The following is a 25,267-nucleotide window of genomic DNA, read 5'->3' as shown; positions in this document are numbered from 1 at the left end:
ACATGGAAAGTTGTCTTATACATGATGTTATCAACTACTATATATATGCTATTTGAGAATAATCTTTACATAAAAAAGACAGGTTTTACCCTGTCTCTTCATGTAGTTCTATTTTATTTTTTCAAATTATAAAATGAATTTAAGCCACCATATTCACCCATACCAGCTAATTCATCCTCGATACGTAGTAACTGGTTGTATTTCGCCACACGGTCCGTACGAGATGGTGCACCCGTTTTAATTTGACCAGCATTTGTAGCAACTGCGATATCAGCAATTGTAGCATCTTCTGTTTCACCAGAACGGTGTGAGATGACTGCAGTATATCCAGCACGTTTTGCCATTTCAATTGCTTCGAAAGTTTCTGTTAGTGTACCAATTTGGTTCACTTTAACTAAGATCGAGTTACCGACACCTTGTTCAATACCTTGTGCAAGTTTTTTGGTGTTTGTAACGAATAAATCGTCTCCTACTAGTTGTACACGATCCCCTAGACGGTCTGTAAGTAGTTTATGACCTTCCCAGTCATTTTCATCTAGACCATCTTCAATTGAAATAATTGGGTATTTATTAACCATTTCCTCATACCAATCAACCATTTCAGCAGAAGTACGAACAACACCTTCACCTTTTAGATTATATTTTCCATCCTCATATATTTCAGATGAAGCTACATCCATTGCAAGCTTAACTTCTTCACCAGGTTTGTAACCAGCCGCTTCGATTGCCTCAACAATAGTTTGCAATGCTTCCTCGTTTGAACCTAAGTTTGGTGCAAATCCACCTTCATCACCAACAGCAGTATTGTAACCTTTTGATTTCAGTACACTTTTTAATGAATGGAAAATTTCTGCTCCAGTACGTAAAGCTTCTTGGAATGTTGGTGCTGCAACTGGCATTACCATAAACTCTTGAATATCCACGTTGTTATCAGCATGTTCTCCACCGTTTAAAATATTCATCATTGGTGTCGGTAACGTTTTTGCATTAAATCCGCCTAAATAGTTGTATAAAGGAAGTTCTAGGTAGCTTGCAGCTGCATGTGCTACAGCCATTGAAACACCAAGAATAGCATTCGCACCAAAGTTACCTTTATTTTCAGTACCATCTAGGTCAATCATGATTCGATCAATAATGTTTTGACGCGTAACATCAACACCAATTAATTCAGGTCCAATTATCTCATTTACATTTTGAACTGCTTTTAAAACACCTTTTCCTAAATAGCGTTCTTTATCTCCATCACGTAATTCAACAGCCTCATATTCTCCAGTTGATGCACCACTAGGAACCAATGCAGCTCCAAATGCACCTGATTCAGTAAAGACTTCTACCTCAACTGTTGGATTACCACGGGAATCTAATACTTCACGAGCATAAACATCTGTAATATATGGCATTAAAATCTCTCCTTTAGTTTCAAGTTTTATAAAATTATTTAATAATCAATGATTTACCTGTCATTTCTTCAGGTTTTTCGATATCTAACAAATCAAGTAGCGTTGGTGATAAGTCTGCTAAAATTCCTCCATCACGTAATGCGATGTTCTCTTTTGTTACAACTACTGGCACAGGGTTTGTTGTATGTGCTGTCATTGGATTCCCCTCAAGTGTTACTACTTCATCAGAGTTTCCATGATCAGCAGTTATAATTGCATATCCACCAAGTTCTAGAATTTTATCGACTACTTTGCCGAGACATTCATCCACTGCTTCAATTGCTGCAATCGTTGGTTTTAACATCCCAGAATGCCCAACCATATCTGGATTAGCAAAGTTCAAAAGAATTGCATTTTGCTCTCCAGAGTCGAGTTCTTTAAGAAGTGCATCGGTAACATCATATGCACTCATTTCCGGTTTCAAATCGTAGGTTGCCACTTTAGGAGAGTCAATTAATATTCGCTTTTCTCCAGGAAATTGTTGCTCACGTCCACCACTCATAAAAAATGTTACGTGAGGATATTTTTCCGTTTCAGCTATACGTAATTGATTCATCTTATTTTGAGAAAGTACTTCACCAACGGTATTATCCAGATTTACTGGTTCATAGGCGACATAGCCATCAACAGACTCACTAAAGTTTGTCAACATAACAAAGTCTAAATTTTTCGGAACTCCATTCCCACGATCAAAATCACGAAAATCATCATTAGCAAACGTACGAGATATTTGAATCGCACGGTCTGGTCGGAAATTATAAAAGATAATCGAATCTTCATCCTCGATTGTTGCATTTGGATTACCATTTTGATCTGTTATTACTGAAGGTATCACAAACTCATCATAAATACCATTTTCATATGAATCCTCAACTAAATCGATTGGATCTTGATAGCTTGGTCCATCACCGTAAACCATCGCATCATAAGCCTTTTTTACACGATCCCATCGTTTATCGCGATCCATAGAATAATAACGTCCCGATATTGTAGCAAATTTACCTACACCATACTCGTTCATTTTATCTTGTGTTTGTTTGATAAATTCTTTTGCTGTTTGTGGTCCAACGTCCCGTCCATCTAAAAATGCATGAACATATACTTTTTCTAATTCATTTTCTTTTGCTAACTTTAACAAAGCAAACAAATGATTAATATGACTGTGAACACCACCATCAGATAATAACCCAAAAATGTGCAGTGCTTTATCATGTTTTTTGGCATGCTGCATCGATTTTATAAATGCATCTTTTTCAAAAAAGTCGCCTTCTTTAATCGATAAGTTTACACGTGTTAGGCTTTGATAAACAATTCTTCCAGCACCAATATTTAAATGACCAACCTCTGAATTACCCATTTGCCCTTCCGGAAGCCCAACCGCTTCACCACTTGCCTGCAATTGGTTATGTGGATACTTATTCCAGTAACGGTCTAAATTTGGTGTATTTGCTTGCTTGACTGCATTTCCCATTACTTCATCACGAATACCAAATCCATCTAAAATAATTAATGCAGCTAATTTATTTTGACTCATTTTGTACCTGCCTCCACAAGTGTTAAAAATGATGCTGGTTCAAGGCTTGCCCCACCTACTAAAGCACCATCTATATCAGATTGAGCAAGTAATTCATCAACATTTGCCGGTTTGACACTACCGCCATATTGAATTACTACCTTTTCTGCAGTACTTTCGTTTGTGATATTTTTTATAACATTACGTATATGTGTACACACTTCATTAGCATCCTCACTTGATGCTGTTTTACCTGTTCCAATTGCCCAAATTGGTTCATAGGCAATAATTGTATTTGCGACTTGGTCATCAGTAAGTTCGGTTAATGCTTTTGTTACTTGGTTTTCCACATGGTTCATCGTTTCATTTGCTTCTCGTTGTTCCAGTGTTTCACCAACACAAACAATTGGAGTTAACTCATGCTTGAATGCTGCATGTGCTTTCTTATTTACTAATTCATCTGTTTCAGCAAAATATTCTCTTCGTTCGGAATGGCCAATAACGACGTGTGTTACACCTAAATCCTTCAACATTACTGGACTAACTTCACCGGTGAATGCACCATTTTCTTCATAATGCATGTTTTGTGCACCTATTTTCACATTCGATCCCTTTGCTTTTTCAACTAATGATGATAAAAAGATAAATGGTGCACAGATAATTGCTTCTACCTTGTCATCGTTTGGCGTTTTACCCACAACTTCTTCGATGAATTGATCTGCTTCTGATAAAACTTTGTTCATTTTCCAGTTACCAGCAATGATTTTTTTACGCATTATCTCACCTCATTAAATTATTTATTGTCTAACGCTTGTACCCCAGGAAGTTCTTTACCTTCCATAAACTCTAGTGATGCTCCTCCACCAGTTGATACATGGTCCATCGCATCAGCAAAGTCAAATTTTTCAACAGCGGCAGCAGAATCACCACCACCAATTACAGTGTACCCATCAGTATCTGCTAGTGCTTCTGCAACGGCCATTGTTCCACCAGCAAATGCATTGTATTCAAATACACCCATAGGTCCATTCCAAATAATAAGTTTTGAATCAGCGACAATGTCACCATATAATTCACGCGTTTTAGGTCCTATATCTAATGCTTCCCAGTCAGCAGGAATCTCTGAAATATCTACAATTTTTGTATTAGCTGTTTCCGAAAAATCATCTGCTACAACTACATCTTGCGGTAAGACGAACCGAACACCTTTATCCTCCGCTTTTTGCATAAATTCATTTGCCAAATCAATTTTATCTTCTTCTAACAATGATTTTCCAATCTCGTAACCTTTTGCTTTAATAAACGTATAAGCGAGGCCACCACCAATAATGAGGTTATCTACTTTATCTAATAGATGATCAATAACGTTAATTTTATCTTTTACCTTTGCTCCGCCAATAATTGCTGTGAATGGTCTTTCAGGGGCTTCCAACGCTTTTCCTAATACATCAATCTCTTTTTCCATTAAAAAGCCTGCTGCCGCTGGTAGTTTTTCTGCAATGCCGGTAGTTGAAGCGTGTGCGCGGTGGGCAGCACCAAATGCATCATTCACATAAAAATCAGCCATTTCTGCAAAAGCCTGCACTAATTCTGGATTGTTTTTTTCTTCACCTGGTTCAAAACGAACATTTTCAATTAATAAAATATCCCCATCACTAATTTGTGACAATGCTTCATTTACTTCTTTTCCATGTACAGCATCTGTCTTAACAACATCTTTTCCAATTAAATCACTTAATCTTTTTGCCACAGGGTCTAGACGTAATGCTTCAACAACCTCACCCTTTGGACGACCAAGATGGCTTGCTAAAATAACGATAGCACCTTGTTCAGAAAGATAGTTAATAGTTGGTAGTGCTGCCTTTATCCGTGTATCGTCTGTAACTTCTCCATCTTTCATCGGCACGTTAAAATCCACGCGACAAAAGACCTTTTTTCCTTTTACATCAAGGTCTTTTAGTGTTTTTTTATTCATAGTTTAGAAAGCCTCCTTTAATTTCATAACAGTATGTATAAGTACCCTACTTGTTTTTCCCTTTGAGAGCTCCTTTTAATCAAAAAAGTAAAAAGGAGGAGGAAAAAACATCCTCCCCCATTATATATTAAATCGTTCTTATAGTCCTTGTTTTTTAATATATGCAGCTAAATCAACGCAACGAGCTGAATATCCCATTTCATTGTCATACCATGAAACGACTTTTACCATATTGTCATCAAGCGTCATTGTTGAGAGAGCATCGAATAAAGATGAATGCGTGTTACCAACAATATCACTAGAAACAAGTGGTTCTTCTGAATAACCTAAAACTCCTTTTAAGTCACCTTGTTCTGCTGCTTCTTTGAAAGCTTTATTTACTTCTTCTTCTGTAACATTTTTATCAAGCTCTGCAACTAAATCAACCAAAGAACCATCTGGAGTTGGAACCCGAACAGCCATACCATTTAGTTTTCCATTTAAATCTGGTAATACTTTACCAACAACTTTTGCAGCACCAGTTGTAGTTGGAATGATATTTTGAGCAGCTGCACGTGCACGACGATAATCTTTATGTGGAAGGTCAAGGATTTGCTGATCATTTGTATATGAGTGAACAGTTGTCATTAAACCACGTTTCAAGCCAAATTGTTCATGTAACACTTTTGCAAGTGGAGCGATACAGTTTGTTGTACAAGATGCATTGGAAACAATGTGATGTTTACTAGGATCATAATCTTGTTCGTTAACACCCATAACCATTGTTAAATCTTCTTCTTTAGCAGGTGCAGAAATAATAACCTTTTTAGCTCCAGCTTCAATATGTTTCTGAGCGTCATTGCGGTTTGTGAAACGACCAGTAGATTCGATTACGATTTCAACTCCAAGATCTCCCCAACCCAAATTAGCTGGGTCACGTTCAGATAATACTTTAATTTCATTTCCACCAACAACAATATTTGAACCATTAACTGTGACTTCTTGCTCCAATCTGCCATGTACAGAGTCATATTTCAGTAAATGTGCTAGCATATTTGCATCTGTTAAGTCGTTTACTGCCACTACTTCTACTTCACTATTTTTAAGTGCTTGACGAAATACATTACGTCCAATACGTCCAAATCCATTAATCCCTATTTTTACTGCCATTTTTATTTCCTCCTTAGAATTTTCATTGTATTAATATATTTAAAGGGAGCTATCCCTTAATATCTGTTCTGCTGCTGCTTCATCTGTAATCAGTAAATCACTTTTACCTTGTTTAAAATACGAAGCAATTGCCTGCCCTTTGGAATGTCCACCAGCCACTGTGATCACACAATCTACAGTTTTTAAATCTTCTAATTGGATGCCGATTGTTCTTACCTTGTATACGACATCGCCTGTTTCATTAAAATAATAGCCAAATGCCTCACTAACAGCATTGTTTTCATCTAACTCCTGAATAACTTGTTCAGAAGTTTTCCGGCGCTTTGCCATGGTCTTGGCATCACCAATTCCATGTAACACAACATCTGCTCCACGTATCAATTCCAAGATCTCATTTATAGATGGCTCTTGAATCATCGTTTGATAAGAGGTCTCACTCAATGGGTCAGGTACATAAAGCATCCGGTAATCACCTTTTGCTTTCTTAGCCATTTCCGCAACAATCGTGTTTGCTTGGTTTTCTACTTGCTCCCCAATTCCTCCTCTTGCCGGCACAAATAAATAATGTTCTGACTCATCAAGTGGTGTCATTGTTTTTGCAATAGCAGCCATTGTTGTACCACCCGTAACAGCAATTGTTTGATTCGTTGGTATGCTTGATTTAAGAAAAGAGACACATGCTTTTCCCATTTCCTGTTTTACCCATTCATGGTTATCGCTATTACCAGGAACTACAATTACCTGTCTTACTTGCAATTTATCCATTAATTGTTTTTCTAAAACACTTAAACCCATTACTTCCTTCATAAAACTAGATAATTGATCTACAACTACTTTTCCCTCTTCTTTAATAAGCATTCCTTTTGATGTTACATTTATTAAGCCTTGATTGTGCAAAAAATCCACTTCGGCTCGGACATTTCGCTCGGTAAGCGAGGTATGCTCAGCAAGTCCACGCCTGCCGATCGGTTGAAAAAGCTGAACACTATTTAAAATCGTATAGCGTTGTTGCATAACTTCTAGTAGATCAGGAAATAATCTTTTTTGTAAATCAATTAATGTTCTCATAAACAAGCTCCTTATCTGGACATTATAAGTCCCGCATGGTCATATTATGTCCCACTTGCTTTAAAAAGAAACACAAAGGATAACCTTTGTATATTTATAGTTTATCATAATAGAATAAATAATCAATTGTTATGCATATGATTATGCTTTTTTTATTGCCTTCTCAATATTTTCCATATTAATCTGTTCACAGTTTAATTCTTCTTCATTAATTTTTACAAATGGTATTAACAATTGGTATTCTTCCAGCCACTCATCGTTTGTATAAATATCCCGTTCTTCAATTGTAAAGGTGTATTCGTTTTGTAATAAATACAGTAACGAACTAGCATCATCACATAAGGAACAATTTTGTTTCGTATAAAATATAACCTTTAACATATTTATTCACCTGTTCTTTTTCTTTTAGTAGAAGCAGAAATATTCATCTGCTTGCGATATTTCATAACTGTTCGGCGCGCTATTGTTATTCCAAATTCATTATATAATTGTTTTTTAATTGCTTCATCTGATAATGGTTTACATTTATCCTCTAGTACAATTAACTCTTTCATTAATTGTTTAATGACAAATGATGCAGTATGTTTTCCGTCTTTTTGACGAACTCCAGATTGAAAGAAAAATTTTAATGGAGTAACACCATGTTTTGTTTGTACATATTTATTCATTATCGTTCTACTAATTGTTGATACATGCATCTCCAATTTATTAGCTACATCTTTTAGTGTTAAAGGTTGAAGCATAAACGAACCATGCTCAAAAAACATATTCTGCTTTTCCACAATGGTTTGTATAACAAGTTCAAGTGTTTGTTTGCGATATGTAATAGCTTGCTTTAGCCAATCAACCTGTTTATATTTCTCTTTTAAATATGCTGCAGTTTCGTCTTCAAAACTGGAAACCTCTTTATATTCCTCCCTAATTTCAATTATCGGGGAATTCCATTTATAAAAAGAAATTTTTAGGGTTCCCTCGTCTTGATAAATAGTAGCTTCCGGGACGATGTACTCTGGAGTTGATGTAGTTAAAAGCTGTCCTGGTTTAGGGTGACAACCCTTAATTTTCCGAAAAATCTTATCAACAAATTCTTCCGTAACATCATACTGTTTACAAATAGCTTCAATGTTTTCATCAGCGATCCAATCCAAATGCTTTTCAAGCAATTCCGCCAGAAAGGATTGATAAACATCCATTTGCCTAAGCTGTAGAAAAATACACTCCTGTAATGTACGGGCACCTACTCCAGATGGCTCCAGCGTTTGAATTAGCATCAAAGCTTCTTGCACTTTGTCCAGTGTTGTATCACACTTTTCAGCCCAAAGTGCAAAGCTTATATCTAGATAACCATCTTCATTTAACGAATCAATTCCAAATAATACAATGGGTTTTAATTCATCTGTTAAATTGATTGTATATAGTTGTTGTTTTAGCTGATCATACATGGTTAATTCAGCTTGATTTATTTCACCGATTGCAGGAAGATTTTCATTTACCGATCTATAGGTCGCTATTTCTTGGTCAAAATTAACTTCTTCAATGAGAGGATTTTCTTTTGAAATCTCTTGGATATATTCAATTAACTCTACACCGGAAAATTGAAGTAAGTGGATTGCCTGTAATAAAGATTGGTTCATTTTCCTTTGTAATGTTTGGACTTGTGAAAGATTATGTTTCATTAGAATTCCCCCAAAGAAAAAGGTCCTTCACCCTATTTTGCCATAAAAACGAATAAATCTCAGCTATCTTTCTGTAATACAAAACAAAGTTGGCACTAACTCTAGCATTTCTATCTGGGGCAAAAGCAAATATAGTTAGGTAACAGATTCAACCGATACCTAACTATTGCCATTTGTTTCGTCTTCTAACATAATCTTCATGTCTTTTTCCATGTAAATACTCCCGATTTTTTTGTGAATATAAATTGGTAGCACCAAATGACAGCATTATCAGTAGCGCTCCGGTTACTATTCCAAAATTAAAATATCCTAAGTAAAAGCTAACTAAAGTGGCTATTAATAAAATGATGAAAATATAGATAAGCAATTTCCTCAACTTACTCCCTCTTTTCGGTTGCCATACAGATATTATATTTAAGGTATACATATAAAAATAGACTAACCATTCCCATTTATCAAGCCTTACGGGATCGGTCAGTCTATCCTCTTTATCAAACATTAACTAAATTAAGTTCTACTTTACCTCGTTTTCACGATAACCAGTATTTGCCTTCACCTTTACTTTAGCATAACGTTTTATATTAACTTCTTTAGAAAAAAATGTACCAACATATCCACCAAGAAAGCCTAAAGGTACTGAAACAATAGCTGGATTAGTGAATGGAAAAATTGGATCGCCAACAAATATTGCTGCACCTTCAACAGGTGAGAAAACGTTTGGGCTAATAACAACGAGGATGACAGAAGTAAGTAAACCCGTTAACATTGCTGTTAGAGCACCAGACGTATTAAATCTCTTCCAGTAAATCGTGTAAATAATTACTGGTAAATTTGCACTTGCAGCCACACAAAATGCCAATGATACTAAGAAGGCGACATTCATATTTTGTGCAAATAATGCTAATAAAATAGAGAAAACCGCTACGCCAAGTGAGGCATATTTTGCAGCAAGCATTTGTTGTTTATCCGAGATTTTCCCTTTCTTTATTATTTGACCATAAATATCATGCGCAAACGCAGATGCACCTGATAATACAAGGCCAGCAACAACAGCTAAAATTGTTGCGAAAGCCACCGCAGATACAAATGACATCAAAAAGTCCCCGCCTATTGCTTCAGCTAATAATGGAGCGGCCATATTTCCAGCTGGATTTGCTTCTAATATTGTATCGAATCCCACAAATGCTGCTGCACCAAATCCAAGAAATATAGTTAAAACATAAAATATCCCCACGACCCACGTAGCTGTAACAACAGAACTGCGTGCCGTTTTGGCATCTTTAACGGTGAAAAATCGCATTAAAATGTGTGGTAAACCAGCAGTTCCTAAAACAAGGGCAATCATCAAGGAAATGGTACCAAGAGGGTCCGTATATTTAAGACCAGGTTGCAGGTATTCTGCCCCATGACTTGTAATCGTTTTCATTTCGTTGAACATGTTTAGGATATTGAAATCAAATTTTGCTAAAACAAGAAACGAAATAATAACCGTTCCGATCATCAGTAGAACTGCTTTGATAATTTGTACCCAACTAGTAGCAGTCATTCCACCAAATAAAACGTATATCGTCATCATAACACCAACAATTAATACTGCAACCCAATAATCAAGACCAAATAATAACTGTATTAGTGCACCCGCCCCAACGAGCTGCGCAATCATATAGAAGATAACAATTGTAATCGTGTTTAATGCTGCCACACCACGAACTTTTTTAGCATCAAAACGAGCATTTATCATATCAGCTAATGTATATTTTCCTAAATTACGGAGTGGTTCAGCGACAATAAATAATACGACTAAATAAGCAATAAGAAAACCGATACTATAAAAGAAACCATCAAAACCAAATAACGCGATAGCCCCAGCAATACCAAGAAATGAAGCAGCCGATAAATAATCCCCGGCAATTGCTAAACCATTTTGCCAACCAGTCAATCCCCCGCCAGCGGTGTAGAAATCACCAGTTGTTTTTGTCTTTTTAGCAGCGTAATATGTAACAACAAGTGTTAATGCAACGATAAGCAGGAACATGATAACTACTGACGCATTCATTTATTATTTAACTCCCTTCTTTAATTGCGTTTCAATTACATAATTTGCCTTCTTATCAAACGAAGCAGACTTCTTTACATACAACGTACATAGCACCCAAGTCATAATGAATTGAGTAAAAGCGAATAGCCAAGCCCACGAAATATCACCAATGGCTGGAGTGTTTAAAATAGTCGTATAGGATGTAAGAATTGGTAATGAAAAATAAAACACTAAGAAAAAAATCGTTAATGGAATGATAAACCTCTTTCTTTCGTGTATCAATTGCTTGAACTGTGGACTGTTCGCCACATTTTCAAAATCTGGTTCTTCATTAAACGCTGTTGAACTGTCAAACTCGTTTACACTTCCCATAAATATATTCCTCCCCATTCTGTTAATCATCGAAAGATTATTAATATTCACAAACAAACTTTCAGTGTATATAATATATTGAAATTATTAACAATTCAATTAACTTTATAAAAAATAAACCAAAATACCCAAAAGGAAGGGAGAATTGCGTGCGTATCCTTTCTGCATTAGTTAGCAGTAACATTCTAACTAGATTGAAGTATCACTTATATAAAATGCAAAAAAAGACAAGGAGCAAAATTATCTCCTTGTCTTTTATTTCGTTAGCGCGCCCGGAGGGATTCGAACCCCCGACAGACTTGGTACCGGAAACCAACGCTCTATCCAACTGAGCTACGGGCGCAGATACTAATTATTAAAATAGACACATACGATATTATAACGCCACTATCACTTAGATACAAGACTTTTTAAACAATCTACTATAATTTTATGTTCTTCTTTCTTTATTTTTGAGAAAAAAGAGAAAAACTCATCGTATGACATAAACCTATGTATAATATATGTTAATTCAAAACTATCTAATTAATCAAAACTATCCCACAACAAAGGAGGATGTATATGGAAAGTGAATCACCACTACTCAAAGTAAGTAATCTACATACACACTTTTTCACAAAATCGGGTATTGTCAAAGCAGTTGATGGTGTGGATTTTGATATTAAACCCGGTGAAACTCTAGGGATTGTTGGAGAATCAGGGTCAGGTAAAAGTATTACCGCTATGTCAATTCTCGGATTAGTTCCTTCACCTCCAGGAAAAATTGTTAACGGTGAAGTACTTTTTAAAGGGGAAAACCTTGTAGACAAAACTGATAAACAAATGAGAAAAATCCGTGGAAATGAAATCTCCATGGTCTTCCAGGATCCGATGACATCCTTAAATCCAGTTTTCACTGTCGAAAAACAAATGATTGAAACAATTCTTGCACATGAAAAATTCACTAAAAAACAAGCTAGAAAACGTGCTATCGAATTATTGGAATTAGTCGGTATTCCCGATCCACAAAAGCGACTAAAAAATTACCCTCATGAATTCAGCGGTGGAATGCGACAACGGGTGATGATTGCAATAGCGCTCTCTTGTAACCCTTCCCTTCTCATTGCTGATGAACCTACAACAGCACTTGATGTGACAATTCAAGCGCAAATTTTGGAGCTTTTCAAGAAGATGCAAAAGGAACTTGATATGGCAATCATTATGATCACCCACGACCTTGGTGTTGTTGCTGAAGTTTGTGACCGTGTAATGGTAATGTATGCTGGGAAACCAGTGGAATTTACTGATACAACTAATCTTTTTGATGAGGGAAAACATCCGTACACACTTGGATTAATGAATTCAATACCTAAAATAACAGCAGAAAAGCAAAAACTTGAAGCGATTGATGGTGTCCCGCCTGATTTACGAGCTCTCCCAAAAGGATGCAGTTTTGCACCAAGATGTAAGCATGTAATGGAAAGTTGTTTAACAATTGACCCTAACCTAAGAGAGGTAGATGACAATCATTTAGTTCGTTGCTTATTATACGAGGAATCTGAATCTAAAAAGGCGGTAACCCCATGAGTACATTATTAGAGGTAAAGGACTTAAAAAAACATTTCCCATTAAAAGGACAATCACTATTTTCCAAAGAGAAACCAGTTTTAAAAGCGGTCGATGGCATTTCATTATCTGTACAAACTGGTGAAACATTAGGACTCGTTGGAGAAAGCGGTTGTGGTAAATCTACTGCTGGTCGATCTATTTTGAAATTGCTGGAACCAACAGATGGTGAGGTCATATTCAAAGGTGAAAATATTACAAATTACCGTGGAGAAAAGTTACGTAAGCTTAGAAAAGACATGCAAATTATATTTCAAGATCCATATGCATCATTGAATCCAAGAAAAACGATTGAACAAATCATCACAGAACCTATGAAAATATTCAATGTACCGAAAGATGAACGCATCAAAAAGCTCGAAAGATTACTTGATGTAGTTGGTTTAAGCTCTTACCACAAGCATCGTTATCCGCATGAATTTAGTGGTGGCCAACGACAACGAATTGGAATTGCTAGATCAATAGCACTAGATCCCGAGCTTGTCATCTGTGATGAACCTGTTTCAGCACTTGACGTTTCAATTCAAGCGCAGGTTATTAATCTAATGGAAGATTTACAAGACGAATTTAATCTTACATACATTTTTATCGCACACGACTTGAGTGTCGTTCACCATATTAGCGATCGGGTTGCGGTCATGTATTTAGGGGAGCTTGTGGAAACTGGTGAAGCGGATGAGCTCTATCAAAACCCCAAACACCCCTATACACAAGCATTATTATCGGCGGTACCAGAAGCAAATCCACACCGAGAAAAACAGCGAATTATTTTAAAAGGAGACCTTCCATCACCTGCTATGCCGCCACAAGGATGTAAGTTTCACACAAGATGTCCATTTGCAGAGGAAATATGTCGCACCCAGGAACCCTTACTCAAGAAGGTATCAACCAATGGACAACAAGCAGCGTGTCATTTTGCTGAGGAGGTGGTTGATTAACCCAAACCACATTAGCATTTTTACTAATTTAATTTTTACGAGGGGGAAATATCTTGAAAAAACGTAATTTACTAGCATTATTCAGTTTACTTTTTGCAATTGTATTATTTGTAAGTGCATGTAGCGATGATGCAAATTCAACAGATAGTGATTCAGATGCAAATGCTAACGATGACGACCAAGCAACAGAAGAAGCTTCTGGGGAAAAAACGCTTATATTCGGACGTGGTGCCGATTCGATTCAATTGGATCCATCAAAAGTTACAGACGGGGAATCGATTTATGTTACCAATCAAATCTATGATACCCTGGTTCGCTATAAAGAGGAAAACACAGAGGTTAAGCCAGCCCTTGCAACGGAATGGACACCGAGTGAAGATGGTTTAACATGGACATTTAAACTGCGAGATGATGTGAAATTCCATGATGGAACAGATTTTACCGCAGAGGATGTTGTCTATAATTTTGAACGGTGGGCAACGTCAGCAGAATATATTTACTATGGGTATATGTTTGGTGCTTCTGAGGACGATCTTGGCGGAATTATTGAAAAGGTTGAAGCAACTGGAGATTACGAGGTTAAATTCACGTTATCTGAACCAAATGCGCCATTTCTTCAAACGTTAGCGATGCCACCATTCGGTATTGCAAGTCCTGATGCTATTAAAGAACATGGAGAAGATTATTTTAAAAATCCTGTTGGTACTGGACCTTTCGTATTTGAAGAATGGGTTCCGGATGACAGCATTACGGTAACGAAAAATGAAAATTATTTTGGGGAAGTTGCTAACGTAGATAAAGTGATTTTCCGTACTATCCCAGATAATGGTGCCCGCTTTATGGAGTTACAATCAGGGTCTATCGATATGATGACAGGACTTAATCCTCAAGATATTCAAACAGCAGAAAGTGATGAAAACCTGCAAATTATTCGTCGGCCGTCTATGAATGTAAGTTATATGGCAATGAACACCGGCAAAGAAGGTCCTATGTCAGAAAAATTAGTTCGTCAAGCTATTAACCTAGCAATTGATAAAGAGAAGCTCATAACACTATATGAAGGTATTGGAAAAGCAGCTAAGAATCCTATCCCACCATCACTTTGGGGGTATAACGATGAAATCGAAGACTATGGCTATGATGTGGAAAAGGCAAAAGCATTGTTAGCAGAAGCTGGTTATGCAGATGGATTTGATATAACACTATACACTTTTGCTAATCCTAGACCATACATGCCACAGCCAAAAGTAACTGCTCAGGCAATTCAGGAAATGTTGAAAGAAGTAAATATTAATGTAGAAATAATAGAAAATGACTGGGATACTCATTTAAGCGTAACCGAAAATGGTGAACATGACATGGCATTCCTTGGTTGGACTGGTGATAACGGTGACCCAGATAATTTCCTATACGTTTTATTGGATAAAGACAATGCAAAAATGGGATCTGCCGGGAACATTGCTTTCTATAAGAGTGATGAGGTACACGATCTGTTGAAAGAAGCACAAACAGAAATGGACCAGGAAAAGCGCACAGAACTTTATTTGAAAGCACAAGAGTTAATTCATGAGGATGCACCATGGTTCCCAATTGCACATACAACACCACCAATTGCTGCAAGTAAAAAAGTGGTAGATTATGTTCCACATCCAACTGGTAGTGAGCCATTTAACTTGTTAGATATTAAACAGTAAATTTAAAAATAATTCCCTAAATGGAGAATAATGAGCGTGTCTCTTGAACAAAAGAGGCACCCTCTATACTCCAGATAATTGGAGGAATCAAACGATGCTTAAATACATTATCCGAAGACTAATTATGCTTATCCCCGTTCTCATTGGTGTTTCCATCCTTACTTTTTCCCTAATTCATCTAATTCCTGGGGACCCAGCAAGAAGTATGCTCGGTGAGAAGGCTACTGAAGCCCAACTAGAGTCTTTACGGGAAGAACTAGGTCTAAATGATTCTTATATCGTACAGTATGGACGCTTTCTAGGAGATATACTACAAGGTGATTTAGGTGAATCCATACAATCAAAAGAAGATATCGCAATTCAATTATTACATAAGCTTCCAGCAACCGTTGAACTAACGATTTTTGCAATGCTTTTAGCTGTGATAATAGGAGTATTAGCAGGCGTAATAGCCGCTGTAAAACAATATTCGTGGTTTGACAACATAAGTATGACCGGGGCCTTATTTGGTGTGTCATTACCAATATTTTGGCTGGGGTTAATGATGATCTGGCTTTTTTCTGTAACATTAAATATATTACCTCCGTCTGGTAGGTTAACCTCTGGTGTTGAATTAAATACGATAACCAACTTTTATCTACTAGATAGTATATTAACGGGAAATTGGCTTGCTTTTAAAGATGCATTTTTACATTTATTAATGCCAGGACTTGCTCTTGGTACAATACCAATGGCTATTATTGCCCGAATGACACGTTCTAGTATGCTTGAAGTTATGCGTCAGGATTATATACGTACTGCAGATGCCAAAGGGTTAAAAAAACATTTCGTTATATTTCAACATGCATTAAAAAATGCTGCTTTACCCGTCTTAACAGTAATAGGTTTGCAATTTGGACTGTTACTCGGTGGTGCCGTTTTAACGGAAACTATCTTTTCTTGGCCTGGTATAGGACGATACGTATATCTTGCTGTGCTCGGACGAGATTATCCAATTGTCCAAAGCACAATCTTGATCGTAGCAACCATTTTTGTTCTAGTTAACCTATTAACAGATGTACTCTACAAATATTTCGATCCTAGGATAAGGTATGAGTAGAAACTATACTTACTTGGTGAAAATAATGACTAATAGGAAAGGATGTGCACCATTTGTCACTTCAACCAAATCCATTACCAGATCCAAATTCAGCAAATATTGGTGAACCTGAACAAACAAAATCTAGCAAATTATGGCTAGATTCAGCCATGCGAATTGTAAAAAGTAAAACATCCTTTATTGGATTATGTATTATTCTAATATTGATATTAACAGCTATATTAGCGCCAATAATTGCTACAAACAGCCCTACGGATCAAGACATTATAAACCGCTATCAGCCACCATCATCTGAACATTTTCTAGGCACAGATGAACTTGGACGAGATATCTTCAGCAGAATTGTGTATGGATCACGGATTTCCATTCAAATTGGGGTTATTGCAGTTGGTATTGCCATGATAATTGGCGTACTATTGGGAGGCATTGCCGGTTATTTCGGCCGTTGGATTGACCAAATTATCATGCGGATAATCGACATTATGATGGCTTTTCCAAGTATTCTGCTCGCCATTGCTTTAGTAGCTGTACTTGGACCAGGTTTAACAAATGCTATGATTGCTGTTGGTATAGTAGGAATACCACAGTTTGCCAGAATTGTTCGATCTGCAGTATTATCTATTAAAGAAACAGAGTATATCGAAGCTGCTAAATCTATTGGCGCAAAAAACGGAAGAGTCTTAATGCAACATGTACTTCCCAATTGTGTTGCTCCAATAATTGTTCAAACAACTCTTAGTATTGGTACGGCCATATTAGACGCCGCTGGGTTAAGCTTTCTTGGTCTTGGAGCACAGCCACCAACACCTGAATGGGGCGCTATGTTAAGTGATGGGCAGGCTGCGATACAAAATGCTCCATGGGTTGTAGCTTTTCCTGGCCTTGCAATTTTCTTTGTCGTATTAGGATTTAACCTATTAGGTGACGGATTACGCGATGCCTTAGACCCTAGATTAAAACAATAAATAGTTTATACTAAAAAAGGTAAAGCCATGCTTTACCTTTTACATTTTTTGGCGAGAAGTGGAGTGTCTTAATTGAAGAAATATATTCCAGTTATTCTATGTTTTTTTCTATCATTAACCTTTCTATTTACCTCTATGGATTTTTCCACAAATAAGCATGTCAATACATATCCAAATCTACCAGCACCAATTGGTGTGGAAAAAATCCTAATTACTTCGGCAGGACAAGCTCCAGAAGGTACGATCCTTCTCTCAATTGCTGAAAATTTGAACCTTGATGCAGATTATCGTCCAAGAGCACTAGCTACAGATCTTTATGATTATCAAAGTGTTGTGATTGTACTTGGATATAGTGCTAATGGTTTGTCACATACACCAAGATCTTTAAACGATGAAATAGTCCGTACAGGGAAATTGGTAAAAGAAGCTGAATTGAAAAAGTTGCCTGTTGTACTTGTCAACCTTTCTGGTTCAAGTCGAGCTAATAAAAATACATGGAAGCTTTTCAAAAAGGCTGTTCCCTATGCTGACTATTATATCGGTCTAAAAAATACGAAACATGTAACCAAACTATTAAATACACTAAAAGCACACCACGTACCATCTACACTTGTAAATCAGTTAGCGGATATGCAAGTACCTTTTAACTCTGTGTTTAGATAGGATCTTTTAATAGTAAGGAAGGTTGAGATACGAATGAAAGAAAAAAATTATTCACTTATTGGCTTTGTAGGAATTCTTTTACTAGCATATGGCGAATTCTTTCCGACATTTATAAATGAATGGTCAATATTTATATTAGAGGGGATTAAGGAAAGCATTGTCCTACAAGATAGCGGTCAACTTATGATTATTTCATTTGCCTATATAGCAAAATATACAATCATTTTCTTTCTTATTATTTTTGGTAGTATGATGGTTGCCCATGCTCTTTCCAAAAATTTGGAATCCATTACATTTTCTTTGTTGTTTATTGCCTTTTCGATGATTGCCTTTTTACTATTTAATCAATTTTATAATGAAAATTTTTCTTCCCTTGGGTTTATCCTAACAATAGGTATTGTGATTTCCCTTCAATTGTTCATACCAAAACAAAAGCTTTATTATATGATTTCATCTATTATTATCTTTTTAATTTTGGTTTCCATTCAATGGGCTCAGCTAATCCCTGCTTTATCTCATTTTGGATTCGGAACAAGTGATATTGCAGTTAGTATAAAAATTGCCGATAACTATTTTACCAGTAACAGATTGTTTAATACACTTGCGACGATATTTTTTGCTTCGTTTCTTACAATCGCAAGCATTCTTACCTTCCTTATTCATCTTGTTAACAAACAACTCTTTACCGTAAGAAAGTATCAGCACCAGGAGGAAGAATTAAAAGAAACTCGTATTGCGTTAGTTGAATCAAAAGTGTATCAAGAAATAAATGCATTGGTTCACGATTTAAAAACGCCCTTAGTAACTGTGGAGGGTTTACTTTCGTTAATTAACATGAAATTACAGCCGGAAAATAATAGCATTTTACATAACTATTTTAAACGAATGGACCACTCCCTTGACAAGATGAACGATATGATTTCAGAAATACTCTATGAGAATATTAAACAATACATCTCGATCAAGGATTTACTTAACTATGTAACAAGTCATTTAGGTCTAGACGAACAAAAAGCTGATTTAGAAATTGTTATGGAAGAAAATTTGCCACCTATTTACATAAATAAAATTCGTTTTTCCCGTGCTATTTCCAACATTCTAGAAAATGCAATCACTTCATTCGCTGGAAAAGCAGGATATATCCGTGTCCATGTCAAAAGAATAGATAGGGGGATTTTGTTCCGAATTCAGGATAATGGTCCAGGGATCAAAACATCACACCTGGAAAGTATCTGGCAAGATGGATTTAGCACGAAAAATTCTTCGGGGCTTGGTCTATCTTTTGTTAAACGTGTAGTGGAAAACCATGATGGAAGTATAACTGTGAACAGTGTACCGGGTAGTCATACACAAATGAATATTTTACTTCCGATTCATAAAGAAGGTGAAAACAAAGTTGAGTACAACCGTTTTAATAGTTGATGATAACGAAGACATTCGTTATACATTAAATGAGATCTGTAAATTTGCCGAATATAACGTTGTTGAAGCATCAACTGGCAGACAGGCAGTAGAGTTATGTAAAAAAATAATTCCAGATTTAGTACTCCTTGACTACCACATGCCAAATTGGGATGGGTTAAAAACGACAAAAGAAATCCGGTATTACAACCAACGAGTACCAATCATTATCCTAACAGTAGACGAACGGCAGGAAATTGCGAATAGTTTTCTAAATGCTGGTGCAACTGACTTTGCTCTAAAGCCATTCAAAGCACCGGATTTACTTTCCAGAATTCGTATTAATTTAAAAATCAGCCGACTGACAGATGATAAAAACAGTGTGTTTGTCGATAAAGGGATCAATCAAGCAACATTGATGTCAATCAAAAATTATCTTTTGACGCAAAACAATCCCTCCTCAATAAATGAAATTCAGCAAAATTTACCGATTGCCTATCAAACTGTTCACCGCTACTTAAATTACCTCGAGGGAAAAGGAGAAGTTGAAGTTATTTCACATTATGGGAAAAAAGGGCGTCCAAAAAATATGTACAAATTCATTTAAAAAAGGCTCTTTTCGCTTAATTTGTTGCTATTTATAGAAATTATGACATAACACAAAATCATGTATGATATGCTGCGACTGCTACGGGAAAATACTACGCTTTGCACGGGCTCGCGCTGCGAGACAAAGAGCAACTAAAGGTGCGAAATCAACATAGCATTTCATATCAATTATTAAACCGTACGATTCAACATGTAAAAAAGCAACAATCTTTTAGAAAATAGCCTTTAAACATAATCGATAACTAGATAACGCTCAGTAAGAAGGTTTATTTTATAAGATAATGGGAATGATGGAAAGTGTATTTTTTACAAATTAAAGAATATATTAGCCTATTTCATTACTAACTATGGATGGCTAACAGAAGAGCTTATGCTTTTTATTTATATTTTGTCGATCGTTTTTGTTTGACCTTTTTTGACCTATTAGTTATGATAAAAATATCCAATCTAAATGGATTACTTTGAATGAATTAAGGGAGGATTTACACATGAATTTAATACCTACAGTTATTGAACAAACAAACCGTGGAGAACGTGCATATGATATATACTCACGTTTACTTAAAGACCGCATCATTATGTTAGGAAGTGCTATTGACGATAACGTGGCAAACTCAATCGTTGCTCAATTACTTTTCCTAGAGGCAGAAGATCCTGATAAAGACGTTTCCATATACATTAACTCTCCGGGTGGTTCTATTACAGCTGGAATGGCTATCTATGACACTATGCAGTTAATTAAGCCTGATGTATCCACAATTTGTACTGGGATGGCAGCATCAATGGGTGCATTCCTTCTGACTGCTGGTGAGATTGGAAAACGTTATGTTCTTCCAAATAGTGAAGTAATGATTCACCAACCACTTGGTGGAACACAAGGGCAAGCAACAGATATTGAAATCCATACAAGACGAATCTTAGAAATGCGTGAAAAAATCAATGAAATTCTAGCTGAGCGTAGTGGTCAACCACTTGAGGTTATTCAACGTGATACAGAGCGCGATAATTTCATGACCGCTTCAAGAGCTGTTGAATATGGTCTAGTTGATAAAGTGTTAGAACGTAAATCAGATAAGAAATAACAACAAAAACCCCTTGATTATCATGAACATAATCAAGGGGTTTTCATATTTCAAACTTTTGTAACCGTTACAAACGAAGTCAATTGATTAAGAGCTACCTCTTCGTCAGTTCCTTCAGCAATTAATGTAATAGTTTCACCCATCGTAATTGCTAAACTCATTAACCCCATAATGCTCTTCGCATTCACACGTTTTCCATCTTTCTCTAAAAATAAATGTGAAGCGTAACGATTTGCCTCCTGAACAAATCTAGCTGCTGGTCTTGCTTGTAAACCACTATCAATTTCCACCTTTACAGACCTCTCAACCAACTCCATCATCCTCTCCCCATTTTTTGAAATCGCTATCATTATATTTCAGAAAAACACTCCCCACCTTTCCCAGATGAAGAGCATTGGGTAAATTATCCACATTATATCATGGAATATTGTAAAAATGTTTATATATATTATTTTTCCAAAACTTTTTCGCCGTTTCGAATTTTATCTGCGAATTCATCAATTTTCTTTAACCGGTGATTAACTCCAGATTTAGAAATTTTCCCATTGGATACTAGTTCCCCCAATTCTTTTAAGGAAACATCCTGATGCTGCACTCGTAACACTGCTACTTCACGAAGCTTCTCAGGTAATGTGTCAAGTCCAACTGTTTTGTCGATTAGATTAATGTTCTCAATCTGTCTAAATGCCGCTCCAATTGTTTTGTTCAAATTAGCAGTTTCGCAATTTACAAGTCGATTTACCGAATTACGCATATCACGGACAATCCGAACATCCTCAAATTTAAATAATGCATTATGAGCTCCAATGATACTTAGCAATTCAGTTATTTTTTCAGCTTCCTTTATATACGTGATATAACCATTTTTCCGTTCTAGTTTTCGAGCTTTCAAATTAAAACTATTTAATAAATTACATAACGAGTCGTTATGTTCTTGATAAGAATTAAATATTTCTAAATGATAAGAGGAAGTTTCTGGATTGTTTACCGATCCCCCTGCTAAAAAAGCACCTCGCAGGTAGGATTTCTTACAGCATGACTTTTTCAAATAGTGTTCTGAGATGGTACGGTCAAATGTATATGGCTCTTGTAAAATATCTAGATCCGATAGTAAAACCCGTACATCTTCCTTCATCCGAACAATATAAACATTATTTTTCTTCAGCTTCATCTTTTTGCGTACCAGCAATTCTACTTGAAACGAATAAAGTGATTTAATCAATGTATAAATACGACGTGCTATTGCAGCGTTTTCCGTTTGAACATCAAGTAAATAATCCTGCCTAGATACCGAAATGGCACCGTTCATGCGAACTAGTGCTGCAAGTTCTGCACGAATACAGCATTCGTCAAGTTGAACTGATGTTAATTCTTTTTTTATTTCCGATGCAAATGACAATCCATCACCTCCCTACTATTTACTTTATATTTGTCGTTTGAACAAAAACAGCTACGAAGCCGATTTCTTCAAACCCTCTCGTTTACAGAAAACACAGAGGATGTTGAGTGTTGATTTAAGTTAATCAATAAGTGAATAAAGCAGTTTGGCAATTTTATGCGTATCATGCCGAAGCGTTGATTTTGAATGATCAATAATATCCCCTTCGATTATTTGCAGATTCATCTCCAGAAGCTGCTCCGTATCATAAACTACAGGCTCAGCATTTTCCTCTGCATACACATCACGGACACTTTCACTAATTGGTTCATTATGCACAACAATTGAATCGACACATTCATTGCCAACATGATTGCGAATAGCTTGGACATGATCTGAAGCAGTGAATCCAGTTGTTTCACCTGCTTGTGTCATAACATTGCAAACATAAACAACTTTTCCTTTTGAATTGTTCAATGCAATATCTATTTTTGGAATGATTAAATTTGGTAATATGCTTGTATATAAACTACCTGGTGAGATTACAACCAAATCGGCATTATTTATTGCACGTACTGCATTTGGTAATGGCTGAATCGATTGAGGACTTAAAAATACGCTCTCAATTCGTTTCTTTACAAGTGGGATATTTGATTCTCCAGAAACGATTGTTCCATCTTCCATTTTCGCATGTAATGACATACTTTCATTTGAGATAGGATATATTTTGCCTTTCACATTTAATACACGGGAAATTTCTTTGATACCGGTGTAAAAATCACCTGTAATTGAAGTTAATGCAGCCAGCAACAAATTTCCCATTGAATGCCCAGATAATCCATTTCCATTTGCAAAACGATGCTGGAATAAATCTAATAGCATCGGTTCTGCGTCTGATAATGCAGCAATGACATTCCGGATATCACCAGGAGCTGGGATATCCATCTCTGTACGCAATCTTCCTGTGCTTCCACCGTCATCGGCAACCGTAACTAGAGCAGTTAAATGAATTGGTAAACTTTTCAGGCCACGCAAAAGAACGGGCATCCCAGTCCCACCACCTATTACGACAACCTTTGGTAATTGTTCCTTATTCATATATGATGGGCCTTCCGCTTATCAATGTCACGGTGACTTATATGGGTAATATAATTGCTTGATAACTTTTTAGCAAAATACTCAGCTATGGCTACTGACCGATGCTGACCACCCGTACAACCAATTGCAATGACAAGCTGGGATTTACCTTCTTTTTTGTATTGAGGTAACATAAATTGCAGCAAATCAAGAACCTTTTCATTAAACTTTTGTGTATCTGACCATTTAAATACATAAGAGGAAACTTCTGGATTAAGACCCGTTAATGGCTGCAATTGTGATACATAATGAGGATTTGGTAAGAACCTGACATCAAAAACTAAATCCGCATCAATTGGCACACCATATTTAAAGCCGAACGAAACCATGTGTACAGAAAAAATCTCCTGCTTATCCTCTGAATATGTTTTAATTATCTTTTCACGTAATTCTCTTGGTTTCAGGTTTGTTGTATCAATAATCCGCTGTGCTCTGCCCCTTAATTCATCAAGTATTTTCCGCTCTTGTTTAATACCATTAAGAGGTAATCCACCTACAGCGAGTGGATGGGAACGTCTTGTTTCCTTATATCTCGTAACCAATGATTCATCTTTTGCATCAAGAAATATAATGTGCTCCTCAAGCCATTCTGATTCATCCAGTACATCTAATGCCTCAAATAAAGAATCGAAAAATTCACGTCCTCGCAAGTCCATTACTAATGCGACTTTTTGAATATTGTTTGTTGCATCTCTCATTAGTTCCAGAAATTTCGGTAGTAACGCTGGGGGTAAATTATCAACACAGTAATAGCCTAAATCTTCAAAACTCTGAACAGCTACTGTTTTTCCTGCTCCAGACATCCCAGTAATAATAACCAATTTCGTTTCCTGTTCCGTTTTCTTCATATGCTTTCCCCCTTAAGATATTGCTGGATCAAGCCTCTCATCAAGTAACTCATACTCTGTTGTATACGTAAATGTTCCATATAACATATCTTTATTATTGGATAAAATGTGTTTAAAGATATTTCGATCCCCTTCAGCCATCGGCAAGTCAAGGATTTGGTTTAATGGTATCCATTCCAACTCACCTTCAACACAATGCTCTGTTAATTTGCCATCAAATGTTTGACAAACAAATGTAAACATCATCCACTCTTGAATAATTGTTTCATGATCAAAAATGTTAAACGTAAATACTCCGGCCAGCCTGGGATTTTTGATATTCAATGAAGTTTCTTCGCGATATTCCCTTGTCACTGATTCTTTTATGGACTCCCCTTGCTCCATTTTCCCACCAGGAATAGCATACCAGCCTCGTCTAGGTTTTTTTAATAATAATACCTGTTCATTATCTATAACTATGCAATTTGTCACTCGTTGCATGCGTAATCCACCTCTTTCTTTTTAAGAGGAAAAGTATAAACACTACTCCTATTATACAATGAAAAAATTCAAAGCTACAAGAATATGATTCAAATAGAAGGCTGTTTTCGAAAAGACTGTTGCTCATTCTAACGCTGC

The 25,267-nt window shown here is 36.3% G+C and carries 25 protein-coding genes and 1 tRNA gene; 9 read left to right on the top strand and 17 right to left on the bottom strand.

Translation table 11 applies throughout. The annotated features are described in order from the left end of the window. Positions 1-113 precede the first annotated feature (113 nt). From eno to CS937_RS18440, 12 genes are all read right to left on the bottom strand, one after another. Positions 114-1,400: a phosphopyruvate hydratase gene (gene eno, locus CS937_RS18495; protein ID WP_099159935.1), complete on the bottom strand. Its 1,287-nt coding sequence runs from the start codon at positions 1,398-1,400 to the stop codon at positions 114-116. Positions 1,401-1,434: 34 nt separating this feature from the next. Further along, on the bottom strand, positions 1,435-2,973 hold the full coding sequence (gene gpmI / locus CS937_RS18490; RefSeq protein ID WP_099159934.1) for a 2,3-bisphosphoglycerate-independent phosphoglycerate mutase: 1,539 nt from the start codon (positions 2,971-2,973) through the stop codon (positions 1,435-1,437). Then, entirely contained in the window at positions 2,970-3,728 is a 759-nt protein-coding gene (gene tpiA, locus CS937_RS18485) for a triose-phosphate isomerase (protein WP_099159933.1), read from the bottom strand. Before tpiA ends, gpmI begins: the two co-directional genes overlap by 4 nt. 17 nt (positions 3,729-3,745) lie before the next feature. Then, positions 3,746-4,927 (bottom strand): phosphoglycerate kinase, encoded by a 1,182-nt coding sequence (locus CS937_RS18480; RefSeq protein ID WP_099159932.1) that lies wholly within the window; start codon positions 4,925-4,927, stop codon positions 3,746-3,748. A gap of 138 nt (positions 4,928-5,065) precedes the next feature. Next, the gene (gene gap / locus CS937_RS18475) at positions 5,066-6,076 is read right to left on the bottom strand and encodes a type I glyceraldehyde-3-phosphate dehydrogenase (RefSeq protein WP_099159931.1); all 1,011 of its coding nucleotides are present in this window, start codon (positions 6,074-6,076) and stop codon (positions 5,066-5,068) included. A 39-nt stretch (positions 6,077-6,115) separates the two neighbouring features. Further along, positions 6,116-7,144: a sugar-binding transcriptional regulator gene (locus tag CS937_RS18470; RefSeq protein WP_099159930.1), complete on the bottom strand. Its 1,029-nt coding sequence runs from the start codon at positions 7,142-7,144 to the stop codon at positions 6,116-6,118. Between the two features lie 141 nt (positions 7,145-7,285). Next, on the bottom strand, positions 7,286-7,525 hold the full coding sequence (locus CS937_RS18465; protein WP_099159929.1) for a glutaredoxin family protein: 240 nt from the start codon (positions 7,523-7,525) through the stop codon (positions 7,286-7,288). 2 nt (positions 7,526-7,527) lie between these two features. Then, a complete protein-coding gene (gene rpoN, locus CS937_RS18460; protein ID WP_099159928.1) occupies positions 7,528-8,820 on the bottom strand; it encodes an RNA polymerase factor sigma-54 in 1,293 nt (430 codons plus the stop codon). A gap of 163 nt (positions 8,821-8,983) precedes the next feature. Further along, positions 8,984-9,196, bottom strand: coding sequence for a hypothetical protein (locus tag CS937_RS19255; RefSeq protein WP_141554377.1), 213 nt, complete (start codon positions 9,194-9,196; stop codon positions 8,984-8,986). Positions 9,197-9,334: 138 nt separating this feature from the next. Next, the gene (locus CS937_RS18450; protein ID WP_099159926.1) at positions 9,335-10,876 is read right to left on the bottom strand and encodes a solute symporter family protein; all 1,542 of its coding nucleotides are present in this window, start codon (positions 10,874-10,876) and stop codon (positions 9,335-9,337) included. Positions 10,877-10,879: 3 nt separating this feature from the next. Continuing rightward, entirely contained in the window at positions 10,880-11,230 is a 351-nt protein-coding gene (locus CS937_RS18445; RefSeq protein ID WP_099159925.1) for a DUF485 domain-containing protein, read from the bottom strand. A gap of 267 nt (positions 11,231-11,497) precedes the next feature. Beyond that, positions 11,498-11,573: transfer RNA gene (locus tag CS937_RS18440), tRNA-Arg, on the bottom strand. Positions 11,574-11,791: 218 nt separating this feature from the next. Here CS937_RS18440 and CS937_RS18435 point away from each other — a divergent pair. The 9 genes from CS937_RS18435 to clpP all read left to right on the top strand — a co-directional run bounded on the left by CS937_RS18435 (position 11,792) and on the right by clpP (position 21,286). Then, on the top strand, positions 11,792-12,796 hold the full coding sequence (locus tag CS937_RS18435; protein ID WP_218012847.1) for an ABC transporter ATP-binding protein: 1,005 nt from the start codon (positions 11,792-11,794) through the stop codon (positions 12,794-12,796). Continuing rightward, positions 12,793-13,773: an ABC transporter ATP-binding protein gene (locus CS937_RS18430; protein ID WP_099159923.1), complete on the top strand. Its 981-nt coding sequence runs from the start codon at positions 12,793-12,795 to the stop codon at positions 13,771-13,773. Before CS937_RS18435 ends, CS937_RS18430 begins: the two co-directional genes overlap by 4 nt. A 53-nt stretch (positions 13,774-13,826) precedes the next feature. Continuing rightward, entirely contained in the window at positions 13,827-15,467 is a 1,641-nt protein-coding gene (locus tag CS937_RS18425; RefSeq protein WP_099159922.1) for an ABC transporter substrate-binding protein, read from the top strand. A gap of 94 nt (positions 15,468-15,561) precedes the next feature. Continuing rightward, on the top strand, positions 15,562-16,566 hold the full coding sequence (locus tag CS937_RS18420) for an ABC transporter permease (RefSeq protein ID WP_099159921.1): 1,005 nt from the start codon (positions 15,562-15,564) through the stop codon (positions 16,564-16,566). 53 nt (positions 16,567-16,619) lie between these two features. Next, complete coding sequence (gene nikC / locus CS937_RS18415) at positions 16,620-17,531, top strand: nickel transporter permease (RefSeq protein ID WP_245835805.1); 912 nt, start codon at positions 16,620-16,622, stop codon at positions 17,529-17,531. Between the two features lie 72 nt (positions 17,532-17,603). Further along, on the top strand, positions 17,604-18,194 hold the full coding sequence (locus tag CS937_RS18410; RefSeq protein WP_099159920.1) for a DUF6305 family protein: 591 nt from the start codon (positions 17,604-17,606) through the stop codon (positions 18,192-18,194). A gap of 33 nt (positions 18,195-18,227) precedes the next feature. After that, positions 18,228-19,616: a sensor histidine kinase gene (locus tag CS937_RS18405; RefSeq protein ID WP_099159919.1), complete on the top strand. Its 1,389-nt coding sequence runs from the start codon at positions 18,228-18,230 to the stop codon at positions 19,614-19,616. Next, on the top strand, positions 19,591-20,202 hold the full coding sequence (locus tag CS937_RS18400) for a response regulator (protein ID WP_099159918.1): 612 nt from the start codon (positions 19,591-19,593) through the stop codon (positions 20,200-20,202). Before CS937_RS18405 ends, CS937_RS18400 begins: the two co-directional genes overlap by 26 nt. Before the next feature lie 490 nt (positions 20,203-20,692). Next, complete coding sequence (gene clpP, locus CS937_RS18395; RefSeq protein WP_099159917.1) at positions 20,693-21,286, top strand: ATP-dependent Clp endopeptidase proteolytic subunit ClpP; 594 nt, start codon at positions 20,693-20,695, stop codon at positions 21,284-21,286. A gap of 50 nt (positions 21,287-21,336) precedes the next feature. Here clpP and CS937_RS18390 read toward each other — a convergent pair whose 3' ends face one another. From CS937_RS18390 to CS937_RS18370, 5 genes are all read right to left on the bottom strand, one after another. After that, positions 21,337-21,597: an HPr family phosphocarrier protein gene (locus CS937_RS18390; RefSeq protein WP_099160116.1), complete on the bottom strand. Its 261-nt coding sequence runs from the start codon at positions 21,595-21,597 to the stop codon at positions 21,337-21,339. Between the two features lie 137 nt (positions 21,598-21,734). Further along, positions 21,735-22,685, bottom strand: a complete 951-nt coding sequence (whiA, locus tag CS937_RS18385) for a DNA-binding protein WhiA (protein ID WP_099159916.1) — start codon at positions 22,683-22,685, stop codon at positions 21,735-21,737. Positions 22,686-22,805: 120 nt separating this feature from the next. Next, positions 22,806-23,762, bottom strand: coding sequence for a gluconeogenesis factor YvcK family protein (locus tag CS937_RS18380; protein ID WP_099159915.1), 957 nt, complete (start codon positions 23,760-23,762; stop codon positions 22,806-22,808). Beyond that, positions 23,759-24,649, bottom strand: a complete 891-nt coding sequence (gene rapZ / locus CS937_RS18375) for an RNase adapter RapZ (protein ID WP_099159914.1) — start codon at positions 24,647-24,649, stop codon at positions 23,759-23,761. Before rapZ ends, CS937_RS18380 begins: the two co-directional genes overlap by 4 nt. A gap of 12 nt (positions 24,650-24,661) precedes the next feature. Then, positions 24,662-25,129 carry an 8-oxo-dGTP diphosphatase gene (locus tag CS937_RS18370; protein WP_099159913.1) on the bottom strand — a complete coding sequence of 156 codons (468 nt, stop codon included), beginning with the start codon at positions 25,127-25,129 and terminating at the stop codon, positions 24,662-24,664. Positions 25,130-25,267: the final 138 nt, after the last annotated feature.

It is taken from the genome of Virgibacillus ndiopensis, from assembly GCF_900187325.1.
In the GTDB taxonomy this organism is placed as follows: domain Bacteria; phylum Bacillota; class Bacilli; order Bacillales; family Amphibacillaceae; genus Virgibacillus_E; species Virgibacillus_E ndiopensis.
The sequence above is the reverse complement of the archived record's forward strand: the minus strand, read 5'-3'. Positions and strand labels throughout refer to the sequence as shown.

What these genes read in the sequence shown, in the direction of transcription:
- rpoN (WP_099159928.1), bottom strand. Translation starts at nt 8,820, where the DNA reads ATGAAACATAATCTTTCACAAGTCCAAACATTACAAAGGAAAATGAAC.
- gpmI (WP_099159934.1), bottom strand. Translation starts at nt 2,973, where the DNA reads ATGAGTCAAAATAAATTAGCTGCATTAATTATTTTAGATGGATTTGGT.
- gap (WP_099159931.1), bottom strand. Translation starts at nt 6,076, where the DNA reads ATGGCAGTAAAAATAGGGATTAATGGATTTGGACGTATTGGACGTAAT.
- CS937_RS18445 (WP_099159925.1), bottom strand. Translation starts at nt 11,230, where the DNA reads ATGGGAAGTGTAAACGAGTTTGACAGTTCAACAGCGTTTAATGAAGAA.
- eno (WP_099159935.1), bottom strand. Translation starts at nt 1,400, where the DNA reads ATGCCATATATTACAGATGTTTATGCTCGTGAAGTATTAGATTCCCGT.
- CS937_RS18420 (WP_099159921.1), top strand. Translation starts at nt 15,562, where the DNA reads ATGCTTAAATACATTATCCGAAGACTAATTATGCTTATCCCCGTTCTC.
- CS937_RS18435 (WP_218012847.1), top strand. Translation starts at nt 11,792, where the DNA reads ATGGAAAGTGAATCACCACTACTCAAAGTAAGTAATCTACATACACAC.
- CS937_RS18430 (WP_099159923.1), top strand. Translation starts at nt 12,793, where the DNA reads ATGAGTACATTATTAGAGGTAAAGGACTTAAAAAAACATTTCCCATTA.
- CS937_RS18380 (WP_099159915.1), bottom strand. Translation starts at nt 23,762, where the DNA reads ATGAATAAGGAACAATTACCAAAGGTTGTCGTAATAGGTGGTGGGACT.
- CS937_RS18450 (WP_099159926.1), bottom strand. Translation starts at nt 10,876, where the DNA reads ATGAATGCGTCAGTAGTTATCATGTTCCTGCTTATCGTTGCATTAACA.
- CS937_RS18480 (WP_099159932.1), bottom strand. Translation starts at nt 4,927, where the DNA reads ATGAATAAAAAAACACTAAAAGACCTTGATGTAAAAGGAAAAAAGGTC.
- CS937_RS18470 (WP_099159930.1), bottom strand. Translation starts at nt 7,144, where the DNA reads ATGAGAACATTAATTGATTTACAAAAAAGATTATTTCCTGATCTACTA.
- CS937_RS18370 (WP_099159913.1), bottom strand. Translation starts at nt 25,129, where the DNA reads ATGCAACGAGTGACAAATTGCATAGTTATAGATAATGAACAGGTATTA.
- rapZ (WP_099159914.1), bottom strand. Translation starts at nt 24,649, where the DNA reads ATGAAGAAAACGGAACAGGAAACGAAATTGGTTATTATTACTGGGATG.
- CS937_RS18465 (WP_099159929.1), bottom strand. Translation starts at nt 7,525, where the DNA reads ATGTTAAAGGTTATATTTTATACGAAACAAAATTGTTCCTTATGTGAT.
- tpiA (WP_099159933.1), bottom strand. Translation starts at nt 3,728, where the DNA reads ATGCGTAAAAAAATCATTGCTGGTAACTGGAAAATGAACAAAGTTTTA.
- CS937_RS18405 (WP_099159919.1), top strand. Translation starts at nt 18,228, where the DNA reads ATGAAAGAAAAAAATTATTCACTTATTGGCTTTGTAGGAATTCTTTTA.
- clpP (WP_099159917.1), top strand. Translation starts at nt 20,693, where the DNA reads ATGAATTTAATACCTACAGTTATTGAACAAACAAACCGTGGAGAACGT.